The organism is Pseudomonas sp. 2995-1, assembly GCF_002742505.1.
Lineage (GTDB): Bacteria > Pseudomonadota > Gammaproteobacteria > Pseudomonadales > Pseudomonadaceae > Aquipseudomonas > Aquipseudomonas sivasensis.
The window spans coordinates 545,193-563,398 of record NZ_LJSA01000332.1 but is presented as its reverse complement, the minus strand read 5'-3'; the positions used below and the strand labels follow the sequence as shown (position 1 = coordinate 563,398).

General features: G+C 61.6%; 13 protein-coding genes. 6 read left to right on the top strand and 7 right to left on the bottom strand.

What is annotated here, in order from left to right:
• The first annotated feature begins 59 nt into the window (after nt 1-59).
• Nucleotides 60-1,655 carry a PLP-dependent aminotransferase family protein gene (locus AOA61_RS11565; protein ID WP_099601776.1) on the top strand — a complete coding sequence of 532 codons (1,596 nt, stop codon included), beginning with the start codon at nt 60-62 and terminating at the stop codon, nt 1,653-1,655.
• Here AOA61_RS11565 and AOA61_RS11560 read toward each other — a convergent pair.
• The 7 genes from AOA61_RS11560 to aspA form a co-directional block, all read right to left on the bottom strand.
• Nucleotides 1,610-6,253 (bottom strand): DUF6543 domain-containing protein, encoded by a 4,644-nt coding sequence (locus AOA61_RS11560; protein WP_099601775.1) that lies wholly within the window; start codon nt 6,251-6,253, stop codon nt 1,610-1,612. The genes AOA61_RS11565 and AOA61_RS11560 overlap by 46 nt on opposite strands.
• A gap of 166 nt (nt 6,254-6,419) precedes the next feature.
• Entirely contained in the window at nt 6,420-7,511 is a 1,092-nt protein-coding gene (locus AOA61_RS11555) for a polyamine ABC transporter substrate-binding protein (protein ID WP_032884471.1), read from the bottom strand.
• A complete protein-coding gene (locus AOA61_RS11550) occupies nt 7,508-8,542 on the bottom strand; it encodes a histone deacetylase family protein (RefSeq protein ID WP_099601774.1) in 1,035 nt (344 codons plus the stop codon). The genes AOA61_RS11555 and AOA61_RS11550 overlap by 4 nt, the downstream gene beginning before the upstream one ends.
• A 137-nt stretch (nt 8,543-8,679) precedes the next feature.
• Nucleotides 8,680-9,672, bottom strand: a complete 993-nt coding sequence (locus tag AOA61_RS11545) for an AraC family transcriptional regulator (protein ID WP_032884469.1) — start codon at nt 9,670-9,672, stop codon at nt 8,680-8,682.
• Nucleotides 9,673-9,777: 105 nt separating this feature from the next.
• Nucleotides 9,778-10,755 carry an asparaginase gene (locus AOA61_RS11540; RefSeq protein WP_032884468.1) on the bottom strand — a complete coding sequence of 326 codons (978 nt, stop codon included), beginning with the start codon at nt 10,753-10,755 and terminating at the stop codon, nt 9,778-9,780.
• 81 nt (nt 10,756-10,836) lie between these two features.
• Nucleotides 10,837-12,282: a sodium:alanine symporter family protein gene (locus AOA61_RS11535; RefSeq protein ID WP_095185233.1), complete on the bottom strand. Its 1,446-nt coding sequence runs from the start codon at nt 12,280-12,282 to the stop codon at nt 10,837-10,839.
• Nucleotides 12,283-12,673: 391 nt separating this feature from the next.
• On the bottom strand, nt 12,674-14,098 hold the full coding sequence (gene aspA / locus AOA61_RS11530; protein WP_032884466.1) for an aspartate ammonia-lyase: 1,425 nt from the start codon (nt 14,096-14,098) through the stop codon (nt 12,674-12,676).
• Between the two features lie 182 nt (nt 14,099-14,280).
• On the opposite strand from aspA, the gene AOA61_RS11525 reads away from it, so the two are divergent.
• The 5 genes from AOA61_RS11525 to AOA61_RS11505 all read left to right on the top strand — a co-directional run bounded on the left by AOA61_RS11525 (nt 14,281) and on the right by AOA61_RS11505 (nt 18,088).
• The gene (locus AOA61_RS11525; protein ID WP_010566930.1) at nt 14,281-15,189 is read left to right on the top strand and encodes a LysR substrate-binding domain-containing protein; all 909 of its coding nucleotides are present in this window, start codon (nt 14,281-14,283) and stop codon (nt 15,187-15,189) included.
• A 344-nt stretch (nt 15,190-15,533) separates the two neighbouring features.
• Nucleotides 15,534-16,025 (top strand): 5-(carboxyamino)imidazole ribonucleotide mutase, encoded by a 492-nt coding sequence (gene purE, locus AOA61_RS11520; RefSeq protein WP_003176980.1) that lies wholly within the window; start codon nt 15,534-15,536, stop codon nt 16,023-16,025.
• Nucleotides 16,026-16,036: 11 nt separating this feature from the next.
• Complete coding sequence (locus AOA61_RS11515) at nt 16,037-17,122, top strand: 5-(carboxyamino)imidazole ribonucleotide synthase (protein WP_095185232.1); 1,086 nt, start codon at nt 16,037-16,039, stop codon at nt 17,120-17,122.
• A gap of 106 nt (nt 17,123-17,228) precedes the next feature.
• On the top strand, nt 17,229-17,474 hold the full coding sequence (locus AOA61_RS11510) for a GlsB/YeaQ/YmgE family stress response membrane protein (RefSeq protein WP_032884464.1): 246 nt from the start codon (nt 17,229-17,231) through the stop codon (nt 17,472-17,474).
• 77 nt (nt 17,475-17,551) lie between these two features.
• Nucleotides 17,552-18,088, top strand: a complete 537-nt coding sequence (locus AOA61_RS11505) for a DUF3299 domain-containing protein (RefSeq protein ID WP_099601773.1) — start codon at nt 17,552-17,554, stop codon at nt 18,086-18,088.
• The last annotated feature ends 118 nt before the right edge of the window (nt 18,089-18,206 follow it).

Below are 18,206 nucleotides of genomic sequence, written 5' to 3'. Positions count from 1 at the left end.
CCTAGGCAGGCTAATGGTCCGTTGTAAGAGCCATCTACGGCCAATTTCATAGGTCCAATATGTCGCCGACTGCGCCGCCTCTGTCATTCACCCCCGCCGGTATCGAGCTGGATCGCGGCCGGGGCCTGACGCGCCAGCTCTATGAAGCCCTACGCCAGCGCGTACTCGATGGTCGCCTGATCAGTGGCACGCGGCTGCCGGCCAGCCGTGACCTGGCCGCCGCGCTGTCGATTTCCCGCAACAGCGTGGTACGTGCCTACGATCAACTGTATGCCGAGGGGTTTATCGAAGGGCGTGTCGGCGATGGCACTTACGTCGCTCAACTGCCCTCGACGGAAAAACTATCCACAAAAGTATCCACAGGGTTACACACAGGCTTATCCCCAGCCTTATCCACAAAATGGGAAAATTTGCCGGCGGATCTCGATGATGAAGTTATCCACAGACCGGCCCTGGGGCGACTGCAAAACCACTATCTGTCGCAGCCACCCGCAGGGCCGCCGAAGGCGTTTCGGGTCGGTGTGCCGGCTTTCGATCTGTTCCCGTTCGAGGTCTGGGCCAAGCTGAACGGGGCCTTCTGGCGCAAGCCGGACCTGCAACAGCTGTGCTATGGCGACCCCGCAGGCGATGGGCGTCTGCGCGGGCTGATCGCGGCATACCTGCGCAGTTCGCGGGGGATGCAATGTACGGCTGAGCAAATAGTGATCACCAGTGGTGCACAGCAGGCGATTAGCCTTTGTGCACAGTTGCTGGTGGAGCCCGGCGATGGCGTGGCCGTGGAAAACCCTGGCTATCGCGCCGCAGGCCATGCATTTGCCCTGGCCGGTGGGTGCCTGCATGGGGTGCCGGTGGACAGTGACGGCATCGACTGCCAGGCCCTTGATCAACTGGGCGACTGTCGCCTGGCGTACGTCACGCCTTCCCATCAATACCCTTTGGGCGTGGTGATGAGCCTGGCGCGGCGCTTGGAATTGCTGGCCTGGGCCGAGCGCCGAGGCGGCTGGATCGTCGAAGATGACTACGACGGCGAATACCGATACAGCGGCGCGCCCCTGTCACCGTTGGCCGCGCTGGACCGCAGTGGTCGCGTGCTCTACGTGGGCACCTTCGGCAAAGTCGCGTTTCCGGCGCTGCGCCTGGGTTATCTGGTGTTGCCGCCGGGTCTGGTGGACGCCTTCTCACGGCGCCGCGCTGTCGACATGCGCCACTCGGAAGTCAGCACTCAGGCAGTGATGGCCGAGTTCATGGCGGCGGGCCATTTTCAACGGCACATCCGCCGCATGCGCCGCGCAGCATTAAGCCGGCGCAATGCCTTGCTGGCCGGTTGGCCCAGCGGTCTGCCGGGGGTTGGCGAGTTGCCGAGCGTAGCGGCGGGGCTGCACATGACGGTGCGCGTGGACAGCTTGGCCCGCGAACAGCAACTGCTGGATCAGGCCCGCTCGGCCGACGTTGAGGTCAATGGTCTGAGCAGCTACTGGCTGGCGCACTCCACCACGCCGGCGGATCAGCGCGCCGGCCTGGTGTTGGGGTTTGCCGCCGTGCCTGAAGCCGCGATTGCCGACGCGCTGAAGCGTCTGCGCAAGGCCTGGGGCGCCGACAAGCAGCACGGTCAGCTGTCAAAAAAAAGCGATTTGGCGAGTTTCGACCCGATCTGACTGCGGTAAATCGCGATCTGGTCGTGGTCGTTCAAGCCGGTGCGCTGCAGGCTTCCCCCTTGCTTCTGTTGTTCACGCGTCTTGAGGTGCCCGGCGATATATTCTTCGGCGGCCGCTTGCGCTGAGCTGTAGTGAAAGTGGGCATACCACAGCACGTTGTGGGTTTGATGGTCGCGTATTTCGTACTCGTCCAGAAAGTCTTTGCCCGGCCCCTTGAGGCGACGCCGGGTGATGACCTTGGCAATTTCCACCAAACCCCGGTCAAACAGCCACTCCACCCGTGCCGCTGTGGGCGGTTGCTGCTTGGTCATGCTGATCCGGGTCGTGGTGCCCAGCTCGTACAGGCGCTGCGCCGTGTCGTTGAGCTGCTTGTTAGTGGAGGCTGCGGAAGGGCGATCGCTTTCGGTCAGATTACGTTGGGTCAACGCTTCTTCGATGCGGCTGACGGCACGCTCCAGGCGAGCGGCGTATTGGTGGAACATCTCCTCGATTTCGACCGGAATGCGCCCGGCCTTTTTTGAGTGGCCCAGGGTCCGCAAGGTCGCGGCAGGTTCGTCCTGAAGCAACTGGTCACCCTCTTCGAGGCTCACGTTCAGGTCTATTGCCTGGGGCGGTCGCGGTCCGGAAGGGCGGCTATCGCGTTCGACCCACACCCCAGGCTCTTTCTCATGGAAGGTCGCAATGACTTTGCCCGTCAGCGGCGACTTTACATCCACCAGCCCTTCTTCGGCCGCGCGCGGTTCGCCGACCACCACGCCGTTGAAGCGTGTCTTGATGATCTTGCGCTTGGGGGGTGATGCGGTTTTCGAACTGCCGGGCTTGGGCTCCAACGCTTTGCTTTCCCTGAGCAACAGGGCCAGCTCGCGAACGAAGTGCTGATTGAATTCGTTGATCTGCTTGCGCAGGATTTCCAGGGGCTCGCGCTGTACCTGCTCGGGGTATTCGGCATGCAGGTCCAGCAGGCGCTGGTCAACGATGGAAAATTGATCGACCAGGCTGTTGAGCACGTCGATACGCTCCTCCAACGAGCGAATAGCCGTGTCGGCCAGCGCCTCCGTGCAGCTCTGTATGTGAAGATCGGCGGCATCGACGATGGTGTCGAGCAGCTCGCGCGCAGTATCGAACGCTTCGCCGTCGCCCTCTTGGACGCACAGGTGACGGGCCAGGGTGACTTGAAACGCCTTCAAGTCCCGCAATTGAAGCTTGGGCAGGGCGTGTTGCGTGCTCTGAATGACCTTGTTGCCGTCGATGCCAAGCGTTTCCAGTTCATGAAAACGTGTCTCCACGTACTCCATGCGTCTGATCATTTCGCCCGTCATGTCCGACATGGCCCGGGCGGTTTGTGTCTTGGTCTTGGCATCAATGCCGGTGACCGACTCAAGGCTCGGGACGGAGCTTTCCAGGGTTTCACGGAACCGCGGTAAGCGTTGGTTGATGGCGGAGCGCGTCAACAGCAGTTGCTTGTGCAAATAGTCGATCATGGAGCTCTGGTAGTTGGGCACGTTATCGATAATGCCCAGTGACCTGAGTTGGCGGATCGGCACGTCGTAATCCAGGATTCGGGCGTCGACCTTGTCGATGAAGCTCTGGCGGCGCAATTCGGTGGAGGGGCCTGCTTCGTCGCCTATCGCCGTGTGTGCGCCGGCGATTTCCGACTGCCTGCTGCGCTCATTAGCGTCGAATTCGTCGAGCTGCCTGCGCAGGTCGCCGATTCGAGACGTATTGCGGGTTTGCACGGCCTTGCGCCGGTTTTTGAAGCCACCACCGCGCAGGCGCAGGCGTGTGTCCACAAACCATTGGCCCGCCTTGTTGTTGAGTAGCATGGGGCCCATTCGCGAGGGATTGCCTGGGTCGATGATGACCACGTTATCCGCTTCGTCTACGTTGACTTCGAACCAGCGCGTGCCGACCACGGCGTACCATTTCTGGGCGTTCGGGTAGAGGTGCAGATAGATACCAGGCTCTGTGACCTGAGGTTCCAGGCCCGCGGGCCTCTCGATTTTGAAGCTGTCCAGTGTGGCCTCCAGGCTTGGACGGTCGGTGGGGATGGCGCCGCGAATGTTCAGCAGGCCCTGGTGCCGACTCGGCAGCTCGGTGCCCGTTACGTTGTCCAGCCGGGCCACGGAGGTTTTGCTGGGCGGCGGCTCGACTTTTTCGGCGGGTTCGACCGCTGACGATTCTGTTTTCAGCCTGGTTTCTTCGCTGGGTTTTTCGACCGGCGCGTGACGCAAGGCCCCGTGCAGCGCCAGGGCCATGCCAAGGTTGAGTAACAGGTCGACCTGGGCTATCCAGGCGCCTTCGGGGTCCGCTTCGGGGTTGTCCTGCTGGGCGATGTCCTGCAAGTCATCCATGATCTGCCAGATCCAGGCGGCGATACCGGCCGTGCGCCCCAGGAACGGCAACGTCGCATTGAAGATTTGCCAGCCTGCCTGGCGCAAGGTTGCCCAGCGTTTTTGCGCATTGGAGACTGACTGGCGGCCCGCCAGTTCGACCATGGCCTCGGCATTGGCTTTGAACAGTGCGGCCAGCGGGGCTGCGCCAAGCACCTGGTCGCTCAAGGTAATGGAGCCGCTCATGTACACCATGACCTGCGGCTCGACCAGCCCTCGAATGACCGTCCATGGCGATGGCCATTTATCGGGGAATACATACTGCGCGTAGTTGAAGCGCGCCGCCTCTGGCAGCCAGGCCAGCACCGAGTCGCGAAGTGGGCGCGTGTGTTTGATGGCGTAGATCAGGTTTTGCCGTGACGGATACTGCAGCAGCGTTGGTTCCAGCAAGGGACGGTACAGCAGGCACGGGCCCGCGGCGGCGTCTTTGGCGCCGATCACGAACATATTGGCAACCACATCCTGATCATTGCCGGGGCGCAAGGTCGGTAAGAATGCCAAGGGGCGAATGACAATCTCCTGCCCGTCGACGAGTCGCCCGTGGTCTTCGTCCTGCATTACGGCAGCGACGTAGCGCGCACCGAGTTCATCGACCCCGTGCTGTTGGCGAATCTTGAGTTGCAGTGCCAGCAAAGGCAGCTGTACGCGCAAATGGTTGATGTAGAGCGTTTGTCTGCCCTTGGCCTGAACCGTATCTTCCAGCAGCGTGCGCTTGATCAGCGCCGGGTAGTGCTGGCCGATATCGATGTTTTCAATCACGCCCTTCAGGTAGGTGTAAGACAGCCACGGGGGAGCTGCGCTGCCGTTATAGAGCACGCGGGGTTGGCCGGTCGGCAGGCCTGTGAGGTTTTCCAGGGCTAGGTCGATCAGGTTACGGCGTGTGATGTCCGGCGCCGTGGGCACGATGAACGTGCTTCCCCAGACAACCGGGCTTTCGATGTGAACTTCGATCTTGTCGACGTTGATGTTTGCACCTTGGGCGTGCGCACGAATCTGGCTCTGCAACTGATCGCGGGTGTATTCGCGGATCGGCGCAATATCGTCATTGAAGGACGCGCCCTTCTGGAGGGTATGCAACTCGGCAAGATCGATCACGCGCCGACTGTAGATGGAAATATCCAAGTCCGAGGCGTGGGCCAGCCAGTCGGGCAACCGCTCATGGATGTCACGGATATTGGATAGCGAGTGATCGCTCAAGTCCTCGACCACCGGCAGGACGTTGGCAACCGCGACCAGGGGGCTGGCGTCGGCGTCCACGTTGATCGCTTTGCGGTCGTCTTTGTCAATCGAGCCTATTGCGTCGAGTTGCAACGCAATCAGTGCGCCGGCCAGGCTGTCGAAGAAATTGCCCGGCGGTTCGTACAGCCGCCACTGCAGGCTTAGCTCATTGTTCCGTGCGTTCATTCGGTCGGGCAGTTGTTCTCCGAATTGCTCCAGCGAGTCGAATTTTTCGTAGCCGTTGACCAGTGAGTAAACCAGGACCCGCTTGCCCTGCTCATGCTCACCAATCACTACGGCGATGTCCATGAGGGCGGTGTGAGCGGTCTGGCTGTCTTGCAGCGCATCGACGTCGATCAGGTAGGCGTGAGTGTTGTAGCTGTCCTGGGCAGAGCGTGTGGCTCGCTCCGGAAAAAGGAACAGCGACCTGGCTATGGCGCAATCATGTTCATCCCAGCCCTCTTGCGCCGTGACATTCCATACTTTGCGCAGGGATTGTGAGAACACTTTCCAGCGGTGCCCGCTTCGGCCATCGGAGGCATTCCAGTAATTGAGGTACTGCTCCTGGAAGGCAGACAGCATCAGTTCTGACAGCTCATTGATCATGCGCGCAATGGCATCGATTTTTACCGGTAAATGCACCGGTGGCCGGGCGTCGGGTTGCAGTGTCAGGAAGTGTTCGCCATCGAGGTAGATCACCGGCTTCGGGTTCAGCATCTGGCTTGCCAGCACCGAAGTGAGCGACATGGCATAGGCCGGGGCGGATAGGACTTGATCATCGACGACGCGCCAATTCGGCGTGACGACCATGGCCAGGTCCGGGTCGATGGCCAGGGTTGGATACAGCTCCTTGAGCGCCGAGCGCAGGGTCACGGCGGCCACCTCCCGGCTGTTCGGGCCGGAGGTCAGTTGAGTCAGTAGCTCATAGGTAGTAGGGGGTCGATTGTGGCTGGTGGCCGACGGATGATCAGGAAGCGTTGCTTCAGGCATAGGCAAGTCCTTTGCAGAAATGAAGGGCGCGTGAGCGTGGGTGGCTCGGGGCCCTTTCTTGGGAAGTACGGCGCCGGGGTGCGGCGCCGTTGCAGAGGACAACGGTAGTGAGGGGAGGATTGGCGCGGGCGGTAATTACTTAGCCTGAGTCCTGTGTGAGGTGCGGTCAGGTCCCCGATTTGATCTTGGTCCAGGCCCGGGTCCTGGCGCGTTCAGCTTTACTGTCCAACGGCTTCAAGGTGTACAACGTCGCCATCGCCGCCTCGGTCGGGTACAGGTTAGGGTTATTGCGGATGGTCGGGTCGACCCGTTCGGTGGCGTCCTTGTTCGGGTTGGGGTAGCCGACGAAATCGCTGATCGGCGCAATCACCTCAGGTTGCAGCAGGTAGTTGATGAAGGCGTAGGCGTCCTGCGGGTTCTTTGCGCCCTTGGGAATGGCGAGCATGTCGAACCAGATCGGCGCGCCTTCCTTGGGCAGGCGCATGTCCACGGTCACGCCGTTCCTGGCCTCCTTGGCGCGGTTGGCAGCCTGGGAGAAGCTGCCGGAATAACCGACGGCCACACAGATGTCGCCATTGGCGATATCGGCCATGTATTTGGAGGAGTGGAAGTAGGTGATGTACGGGCGGATTTTAAGCAGCAGGGCTTCGGCTTTCTCATAGTCCTTCGGGTTATTGCTGTTGGGGTCCAGGCCCAGATACTGCAAGGCCAGCGGCAGGATTTCCGATGGCGAATCCAGCAGGGCGACGCCGCACTGCTTGAGCTTGCTGATGTTCTCTTCCTTGAAGATCAGGTCCCAGCTGTTCACGGGAGCGTTGTCGCCCAGCACGGCCTTGACCTTGGCCGGGTTGAAGCCAATCAGGATGGTGCCGTACATGTAGGGCACGGCGAATTTATTACCGGGGTCATTGGCCTCGATCAGCTTCATCAGCTTGGGGTCGAGGTGGTTCCAGTTTGGTAACTGGCTGCGGTCCAGGGGCTGAAACACACCGGCTTCAATCTGCTTGGCCAGGAACACGTTGGACGGCACCACCACGTCATAGCCGGAGTTGCCGGTGAGTAGCTTGGCTTCCAGGGCTTCATTGGTGTCGAAGATGTCGTAGACCAGTTTGATCTGAGGGTTCTGACCCTTGAAGTCTTCCAGCGCCTTGGGGGTGATGTAGTCGAACCAGTTGTAGACCCGCAGGGTTCTTTCCTCGGCGTGGACGGCGCTGCTTAATACGGCGGCGCACAGCGCAAGCGACTTGAGCATGTTCATTGGATTGACCCCTCAAAACCTTCGAGAACGTTGACGGCATTGATGCCGATTTCTTCCACCGCGTAGCCGCCTTCCATGACGAACAGCGTGGGCTTGCCCAGCCGGGCGATACGCGCACCCATCTCCAGGTAATCCGGGCTGTCGAGCTTGAACTGCGAGATGGGATCGTCCTTGAACGTGTCTACCCCCAGGGACACCACGATGATGTCGGCGCCATAGCGCTCGATTTGCGCGCAGGCCTGATCCAGCGCGGCGCTCCAGGTATCCCAGCCGGCACCGGCCGGCAGCGGGTAATTGAAATTGAAGCCCTTACCGGCGCCGTCGCCCAGCTCATCGGCATAGCCGAGGAAGAACGGAAACTCGGCTTCCGGATGTCCGTGGATCGAGGTGAACAGCACGTCACTGCGGTCATAGAAAATCGATTGGGTGCCGTTGCCGTGGTGGTAATCCACATCAAGGATCGCGACCTTGGCATGGCCTTGATCGAGAAAGGCCTGGGCGGCAATTGCAGCGTTATTGAGGTAGCAATAGCCGCCCATCAAGTCGCCTGCAGCGTGGTGCCCCGGTGGGCGGCAGAGGGCAAAGGCACTTTGAGCACCTTGTTGAATCGCTTGTTGCGCGGTCAGCGCCACCTGCGCTGCGCTATAGGCCGCTTGCCAGGTGCCGGCGGTGATCGGCGCGCCGCCGTCGAAGCTGTAATAGCCCAATTGACCGTGCAGGCTGGTGGGCAGCACGCGGCGCAAGGTGCGGGCTGGCCACGTGTAGGGCAGCAGGTCGCCGTCCTGGCCGAACTCAACCCAGCGTGCCCAGGCCCCTTTGAAAAAATCCAGGTAGGCGTGGCTGTGGATGCGTTGCAGCGGTGCCAATCCAAAGTCCTCGGGGGCTCGCACCGGCCCCAGATCACGGTCCTTGACCCGTTGCAGTACGTGATCAGCACGGGAGGGCATTTCGAAACAGGGCATCAGTTGCCCGTCCATCAGTTCGCATCGACCGTGGTGCAGATGGTGATCGTCCGAGTAGATCGTCAGCATAGTGGTGTACTCGCAGGCGTTTGGCGGTGTCTTGCAGTGTTGCCTCGCCGACGCGGCAAGAGAACGGCAGGAGCGGCCAAAAGGGGATGAATATGGCCAAAGACACTGTCCGTATTCACCCCGCCTGGACGTGGGGATCAGGGGCGGAACTGGCTTGGCGCGACTCCGCTCCAGCGCACAAAGGCATGACGGAAGCTGGCGGTCTCACTGAAACCCAGGTGCTCGGCAATGCGGTGGATGGGCATTGCATCGTTGGCCAGCCACTGCTTGGCCTGCTCGAAGCGCAGTTCGTCGAGCAACTCCTGATAGCTGCTGCCCAAGTCATGCAGGTGCCGGCGTAAGGTGCGTGGCGAGCAATTCAACTGCTCCGCCAGTTTATCCAGCCCTGGCGCTGCCGGCAGTTGCGCCGCCAGCAGTTGACGCACGCGGCCCAGCCAGGCCTGGCGTCCGGTGAACTCGGTGTTTTGTTTGCGGCAGCGCTCGGTCATGGCGCGATGGGTGACGGCGTCGGCCAAGGGCAGCGGTTGATCGAGCCACTGGCGGTCGAAGGCAAAGGCGTTGCTGGTGGCGTTGAATTCCAGCGGGCAGGCGAAGCGCTCTTCGTAACGCGCCTGGTAGGTTGGCGCCGGGTATTCAAAACGCGCACCCAGCAGAGGGAGCGGGCGACCGAGCAAGTCGTCGCAGATGACGTTGAGTGAAGCCAGGCACAACTCAATATTGAACGCGGCCAGCGCAGGGTCTTCACGGTAATCGCGGGCGGTGAACCAGACGCGTTGGCCGTCCTCCTCAAGGCTCAGCTCGAAAAGTGTTCCCAACAGCGCCGGGTAGCGCAGGGCCAGGCGTAAAGCGTCACCGAAGGTGGCACTGGTGAGCAGCGCATAGCCCAACAGGCCGTAGGACGACACGCGCATGCGCTGGCCCAGTTCCAGGCCGATGGCTTGGCGCAGGGCCACCGCGTTGGCGCACACCTGCATTTCCTGGCGCGTGGTGATGCGTGTATCGGCGTGGTTCAGGTCCGCCGCTGCAATACCGCTGCCGGCCAACAGCACCTCAGGGCTGATGCCCTGGGCGCTGAAAGCCTCAAGCACCAGCGAAACGGCGTTGAGGGTAGTCAGGTGCGAGTGCAGCATGGGGATGATCCCGGCCAATGAATACCTGAGCCGAGCAATTCCCATGCCGTGCGCCGCCGGGATCGTGGCGGGAGTGACGCTCTACCGGATCGCTTGAATCGGATCTCAAGCCAACTCGGCGCACAGGTCCAGTTCGACCAGGCGGCGAATCTCGGCGTTGGCCAGGCCTGCGCCGATCAACGCATTGAGCTTGCCGAACGCGGCCTCGCGGGTCATGCCGCCACCGGACAGCACGCCCACGCCGCGCAGGCGGCTGCCGGCTTCATACACATCCAGCTCCACGCCACCTTCATGGCATTGGGTGATTGCGACCACGACCACGCCCTGATCCTGCGCGCGCTGGAGGCTGGCGAGGAACGCCGGGTTGTCGCTGGGCCCGGTGCCGCTGCCATAGCATTCAAGCAGCAGCGCCTGGATGCCGCTGTCGACCAGCGCATCCAACTGCGCGGCGGCGATGCCCGGCACCAGCGGCAACACGCCGACGTTGGCCACGGCCTTGGGCTGGCGATAATCCAGGGCGGCGGGCAGTGCCTCGGCCTTGGCTACGCCACCGTTACGCTGCAGCGCGGCGAAGGGGTTGCGACCAAAGCTGCGCACTTTCGCGCAGCGGGTCGGCGCCATCAGCGCACCGTGGAAAAACAGGTGCACGCCGGCGTTCAGGCCTTCGCCCAGCGCGGTCAACGCGCCGCTGACGTTTTCCCAGGCATCGCTGTCAGGTACGCCGGCCGGCAGCATCGAGCCGGTAAACACCACCGGCGCCGGCAAACCCAGCAGTTGGAAGCTCATGGCCGCCGCGCTGTAGGCCAGGGTGTCGGTGCCGTGCAGGATCAACACCGCATCGCAGCCCTCGTCCACGGCCTCGACCACGGCACTGCGCAGGCGCTGCCAGTAAGCGGGGGTCATGTTGGCACTGTCGATCAGCGGCGCCATTTCGCGAAAGCGCCAGGCTGGCAATGGCGCGTCGGCCAGTTGCTCGCGCATGCGCGCTTCGAAGCCGGACGCGGGCGCCAGGCCATTCGCGCTGGCCTGCATGCCAATGGTCCCGCCGGTGTAGAGCACCATCACGTTGTTAGCTGGTTGCATGAACAAATCTCCTGAACGAAAAACGCCGCCGGGCCCAGAGCATGCCCAAGGCCAGGCGGCGTGTCATCTATCTAGCTGCGCTCAGCGTTGTACTTGAGCGTTCAGTTCAGCCGATGGGGCCGCGTCCGGTTTTGCCGGGTTGGCCGGCCAGGCCTTGCGGTCCAGATCCAGGTCCGGGAATTGGCTGGAATCAAACACCGGGGTCTTGATGCCCGCAGCGCGTTGGCGGTCGTAGTCGTCCAGCACACGCATGGCGATCTTGAACAGGAACGCCAGGGCGAACAGGTTGACGAAGGCGAGCATGGTCATGGTGATGTCGGCGAAGGCGAATACGGTGCCCAGGTTCTCGATCGAGCCCCAGAAAATCAGCACCAGCACCAGCGCGCGATAACCCATCAGCACCTTACGGTTGTTGCCCACCAGGAAGCGCAGGTTGCTCTCGCCGAGGTAGTAGTTGTACATGATCGAGGTGAACACGAACAAAGCCAGGGCCACCGAGATGAACATGCGGCCCCAGTCACCGACCACAGCGGCCAGGGAGTTCTGGGTCAGGGCAATGCCGTCGCCTTCAAAGCCTGGGGTGTAGAAACCGGAGAGCAGGATCAGCAGCGCGGTGCAGGTGCAGATCACGAAAGTGTCGAGGAAAACGCTGAACGCCTGGACCACGCCTTGGGCGATCGGGTGTTCTACGGAAGCCACCGCTGCCACGTTAGGCGCACTGCCCAGACCGGCTTCGTTGGCGAACACGCCGCGTTTCACGCCCATGATGATCGCGCTGCCTACCAGGCCACCGAAGGCTTGGTCGAGGCCGAAAGCGCTCTTGACGATGGTCGCGAGCATGGCCGGCACGTGGTCGAATTGCAGCACGATCACGTACAGGGTCACGGCGATGTACACCAGGGTTTTGACCGGGACCAGCAGGTCGGCGATGGACGCGATGCGCTTGATCCCGCCGATGAACACCAGGCCCAGCAGCACCGCCAGCGCGAGGCCGGTGTAGGTGGTGTCGAGGCCGAAAGCGTTGTTCAGCGAGTGAGTCACGGCATGGGCTTGCAGGCCGTTGAAGGCGAAGCCAAAGGTCACCAGCAGCAGGAACGCCATGACCATACCCAGCCAGCGCTTCTGCAAACCGTGCTGGATGTAATAAGCCGGGCCGCCACGGTAGGTGCCCTCTGCGTCGGTGCGCTTGTACAGCTGGCCGAGGGAGCATTCGATGAAGCTCGACGACATACCCACCAGCGCGGTGACCCACATCCAGAACACGGCACCCGGGCCGCCGAGGGTTACGGCAATACCGACACCGGCGATGTTACCGGCGCCCACGCGACCGGCGAGGCTGAGCATCAGCGCCTGGAACGAGCTGAGTTGGCCGGAGCTGCTCTTCAAGCTGTCTTTGAACACCGAGAACATGTGGAAAAAGTGACGCAATTGAACGAAACGCGAGCGGATCGTGAAATAACCGCCGAGCCCGACAATGAGCACGATCAGTACTTTCCCTGAGAGGAAGTCGTTGATGACTTCGAGCATGGAGTGTTCCTCGCTGATTTTTCTAATGGCAAACGCAGGACGGTCCGACACGTCGCATGGCACCAGGCAGTGCGCGACAGTTCGACCCCAATCCTTTTGCGGGTGTTGTTATTCATGCGGTTTCGCGCTGTACCGGGCCTCGTTACCGACGGCCGCAGACGCGAGAGGGGCGGCACTATACCTAGGAGTACGTGATACGTCTGCACGGGCCGATTAAAGGTTTCAGCGCCGCTGATTCGGGCAAGGCGGGTTTGCAGGGCGATATTGGAATTTTTATGGGCTTCATTTCACAACCTTGAGGCAAAAAAAAGGGCCTGAAGAACGAGCCTTCAGGCCCTCAAAAGGTGAGAGGTGTCTAGTCCCTCAACCTGGTGAGCGGTGCAACAAACGCTTAGGCCTTCAACGGGACCAAACGTGGAGCGATCATGTTTTCGGGGCGCAGGATGTCGTCGAGCATGGCGTCGTCGAGCAAGCCTTCTTCGCGCACCAGTTCCAGCACTCCGCGGCCGCTTTCGAGGGCGATACGCGCAATGCGGGTGGCGTTTTCATAGCCGATGTACGGGTTCAGCGCGGTGACAAGACCGATGGAATGTTCCACCAGTTCGCGGCAGCGTGCTTCGTTGGCGGTGATGCCGACGATGCAGTGCTCGCGCAGCATGTCCATGGCGCGTTGCAGCAGGCGGATCGAGTCGAAGATCTTGAAGGCGATCAGCGGCTCCATCACGTTCAACTGCAGTTGGCCGCCTTCGGCTGCCATGGTCAGGGCCAGGTCGTTGCCGATGACTTGGAACGCTACCTGGTTCACGGCTTCCGGGATGACCGGGTTGACCTTGCCGGGCATGATCGAGCTGCCTGGCTGACGCGCTGGCAGGTTGATCTCATTGATCCCTGTGCGTGGGCCGCTGGACAGCAGGCGCAGGTCGTTGCAGATCTTCGACAGCTTCACGGCGGTACGCTTGAGCATGCCGGAGAACAGCACGAAGGCGCCCATGTCGGAGGTGGCTTCGATCAGGTCGGCAGCCGGTACCAGCGGTTGGCCGCTGATGGTGGCCAGGCGTTGCACGGCCAGGGCCTGGTAACGCGGGTCGGCGTTGATGCCGGTGCCGATGGCGGTGCCGCCCAGGTTCACTTCGGTCAGCAGCTCTGGCGCCAGGGTTTTCAGGCGTGCCAGGTCTTCGCTGAGGGTGGTGGCGAAGGCGCGGAATTCCTGGCCGAGGGTCATCGGCACGGCGTCTTGCAATTGGGTGCGGCCCATTTTCAGCACGTGGCCGAACTCGACGCCTTTGGCGGCGAAGGCTTGGATCAGGCTGTCGAGGCTGGCCAGCAGCGCGTCATGGCCCAGCAGCAGACCCAGACGGATCGCGGTTGGGTAGGCGTCGTTGGTCGACTGCGCCATGTTCACGTCGTTGTTGGGGTGCAGGTATTGATATTCGCCCTTCTGGTGACCCATGGCCTCCAGCGCGATGTTGGCGATGACTTCGTTGGCATTCATGTTGGTTGAAGTGCCGGCGCCGCCTTGAATCATGTCCACCACGAACTCTTCGTGGAAATCGCCGCGGATCAGACGGGCACAGGCTTCGCTGATGGCAGCGTGCTTGGCTTCGCTAAGCTGACCCAACTCGCGGTTGGCATCAGCGGCTGCTTGCTTGACCATTGCCAGGCCGACCACCAATTTCGGGTAATGCGAAATCGGAACGCCCGAGAGGCGGAAGTTATTCACCGCTCGCAGGGTCTGGATGCCGTAATACGCTTGGGCGGGTACTTCGAGTACGCCAAGCAGGTCTTTTTCTGTGCGGAATGATGCAGCGGAGGACATGACGGAAATCATCTCAATATGGACCCGGAACAGGCCGGAACGCTGCGAATGCTAGGCCTGTAGGAAAATTTGGGCCAATGCTGTTAAGCACTGGCCTATGCATAAACGGCATAATGCAGATGTGACCCGGCTATCATGGCGGGCGTGTGTGCCAAAATGGTGCGTACCCGTGGGAGGCAGTGATGAACCTTGAGAGCAAATGGCTGGAAGACTTCAGCGCCTTGGCGGCGACGCGCAGCTTTTCCCAGGCGGCGGAGCGGCGCTTTGTCACTCAGCCAGCGTTCAGCCGACGTATCCGTAGCCTTGAGGCTGCGTTGGGCCTGACCCTGGTCAATCGCTCCCGTACACCGGTGGAATTGACGGCAGCGGGGCAGCTGTTTCTGGTCACCGCGCGCACCGTGGTCGAACAGCTCGGCGAGGTCCTGCGCCATTTGCATCACTTGGAAGGCGGGCAGGGCGAAGTCATGCAAGTGGCCGCCGCCCACTCCCTGGCGCTGGGCTTCTTCCCGCGCTGGATCGCGCAGTTGCGCAACGAAGGTTTGAACATCGCCACCCGCCTGGTCGCCACCAACGTCGGCGACGCCGTGCACGCCCTGCGCGAAGGCGGTTGCGACCTGATGCTGGCGTTCTACGATCCGGACGCGGCGATGCAGATGGACGCCGAAATCTTCCCCTCGCTGCACCTGGGTAACACCGAAATGCTCCCGGTGTGCGCGGCCGATGCTGATGGCAAGCCGCTGTTCGATCTGGAAGGCGAGGGCAGCGTGCCGTTGCTGGCCTACAGCGCCGGCGCGTTCCTTGGTCGTTCGGTGCACTTGCTGCTGCGCCAGCGCGCGCTGCGCTTTACCACCGTTTACGAAACCGCCATGGCCGACAGTCTCAAGAGCATGGCCCTGGAAGGCCTGGGCATTGCCTGGGTGCCGCAGTTGAGCGTGCGTGCCGAACTTGCCCGAGGCGAACTGGTGGTCTGCGGTGGGCCGCAATGGCATGTGCCGCTGGAAATTCGGCTGTATCGCTGCGCGTTGGTGCGCAAGGCGAATGTGCGGTTGTTGTGGCGCAAGTTGGAAGGTGGCGCGGCGCAGAACACCTGAGCCCGATCTCGGACCGAATGCAGGGCAAATGTGGGAGGGGGCTTGCCCCCGATAGCGGTGTATCAGTGACAGATAAGTGCCTGGCACACCGCCATCGGGAGCAAGCCCCCTCCCACAGTATTTCGCGGTGTATGGGACTGACTCTTAAGTCAATAAAACCGCCGGTTTGCCCCGCTAGACAGATGGTCATCCGAGGGGCTGTTTATCTGGATTATTACGGTATACTGCGCGGCCTTCGGCCGGTCCAACCGGCCAAAATTCGTACAACAAGCCACGCCGGATTTCCCGCGTGGCTTGTTGTTTTTTGACGCGCCTGCGGGCGCCCAGAGAGAAGAGGCACGACGATGAGTGCATTGGTTGGCGTGATCATGGGCTCCAAGTCCGATTGGTCCACCCTTAGCCACACCGCCGATATGCTGGAAAAACTCGGCATTCCGTATGAAGTGAAAGTGGTCTCTGCCCACCGCACCCCGGATTTGCTGTTCCAGTATGCCGATGAAGCAGAATCCCGTGGCATCGAGGTGATCATCGCCGGTGCCGGCGGCGCAGCGCACCTGCCGGGCATGTGTGCAGCCAAGACTCACCTGCCAGTGCTTGGCGTACCGGTGCAGTCGGCAATGCTCTCGGGCGTCGATTCGCTGTTGTCCATCGTGCAGATGCCGGCCGGCATCCCGGTGGCGACCTTGGCAATCGGCAAGGCCGGCGCGATCAACGCAGCCCTGCTGTCCGCCAGTATCCTGGGCGCCAAGCACCCGCAGTTCCACGCGGTGCTGAAAAAATTCCGTGCTGAGCAGACAGACAGCGTGCTGGACAATCCAGACCCACGTATCGCCTGAGGTTGTTGACGATGAAAATCGGTGTAATCGGTGGCGGCCAACTGGGCCGTATGCTGGCCTTGGCGGGCACCCCGCTGGGGATGAACTTCGCTTTCCTGGACCCTGCGCCGGACGCCTGTGCGGCGGCCTTGGGTGAACACCTGCGCGCTGACTACAGCGACCCGGACCACCTGCGCCAACTGGCCGATGAAGTCGACCTGGTGACGTTCGAGTTCGAAAGCGTCCCGGCTGAAACCGTGGCCTTCCTGTCGCAGTTCGTGCCGGTGTACCCGAGCGCCGAAGCCCTGCGCATCGCTCGCGATCGTTGGTTCGAAAAGAGCATGTTCAAGGACCTGGGCATTCCGACGCCAGCCTTCGCCGATATCCAATCGCAGGCGGACCTGGACGCCGCCGTCGCCAGCATCGGCCTGCCAGCCGTGCTGAAAACCCGCACCCTGGGTTACGACGGCAAGGGCCAGAAAGTCCTGCGCACTGCAGATGATGTGGTGGGCACCTTCGCCGAGCTGGGCAGCGTCGCTTGCCTGCTGGAAGGCTTCGTGCCGTTCACCGGTGAAGTCTCGCTGATCGCCGTGCGTGCCCGTGATGGTGAGACCCGCTTCTATCCGTTGGTGCACAACACCCACGACAGCGGCATCCTCAAGCTGTCCGTGGCCAGCACCGACCACCCGTTGCAGGCCCTGGCCGAAGACTATTCCAGCCGTGTGCTCAAGCAGCTGGATTATGTCGGCGTGATGGCGTTCGAGTTCTTTGAAGTCGACGGTGGCCTCAAGGCCAACGAAATCGCCCCGCGCGTGCACAACTCCGGGCATTGGACCACCGAAGGCGCCGAGTGCAGCCAGTTCGAAAACCACCTGCGGGCGGTGGCGGGCTTGCCACTGGGTTCCACGGCCAAGGTCGGCGAGAGCGCCATGCTCAACTTCATCGGCGTTGTGCCGCCGGTGGAAAAAGTCATCGCCATCGATGACTGCCACCTGCATCACTACGGCAAGGCCTTCAAGGCCGGGCGCAAGGTCGGCCACGCCAACCTGCGCTGCAAGGACCGTGCGACGCTGCAAGCGCAGATCCTCAAGGTTGAAGCGCTGATCGCTGAGCAATAAGCCTGGTGACGGCGGGAACCATTGGTTGCCGCCGTCTCTCTGATTGCAGGATGGCAAAGCCTGACTAGGCTTTGGCATGACTCACATTCAATCAGAGGGAAATGCCATGGGCATCATCGGAACCATCTTTATCGGCTTTATCGTCGGCCTGCTGGCGCGTTTCCTCAAGCCCGGCGACGACAGCATGGGCTGGATCATGACTATCCTGCTGGGTATCGCCGGCTCCCTGGCCGCGACCTACGGTGGTCAGGCACTGGGTATCTACCAGGCTGGCCAAGGTGCAGGCTTCCTCGGTGCGTTGGTCGGTGCCATTGTGCTGCTGGTGATCTACGGCCTGATCAAAAAGAAGTAATCAGCCGACAAAGTCCTCTGCGCTGCGCAGGCGCAGAGGGCTAGAATGCTCGGCACTTGTACTTGCCGAGCCTCTCCATGCGCCGTCTTCTGTTGACTCTCTTCCTGCTGGGCTCTGGCCTGGCGCACGCCGGCGAATTGCCGGAAACCGACTGGCTCGACCTGATGCCGCTGTCGGACCAAAAGGCTCTCGAAGCCATGCCCGAGATCGATCACAACTCCCCGGAAGCCCAAGGCACCTTTACCGATAAGGGCGGCCTCAAGCAGAGCAAAGGCTTGCCGGCGGTGATGTATTCCACCAAGACCGTGGCTGCGATGAACGGCAAGGACATCCGCATCGGCGGCTACCCGGTGCCGTTGGAAACCGATGCCAAGGGCCGCAGTACGTTGTTCTTCCTGGTGCCGTATCCAGGCGCGTGCATTCACGTCCCACCACCGCCGCCTAACCAGTTGGTGCTGGTGCGTTATCCCAAAGGGTTGAAGCTGGATGATATCTACACGCCGCTTTGGGTTACGGGTACGTTGAAGGTAGAGAAGGTGAATAACGACCTGGCGGATGCGGCGTATGCGCTGGATGCGGGCAAGGTGCGGGTGGTGAAGGAGTCAGATCTCTAAGACCCGACGCATAACAATGTGGGAGGTGGCTTGCTCCCGATAGCGGTCTATCAGCAATAAATCTGCTGACTGACACTCTGCTATCGGGAGCAAGCCCCCTCCCACATTTTCGATTGGG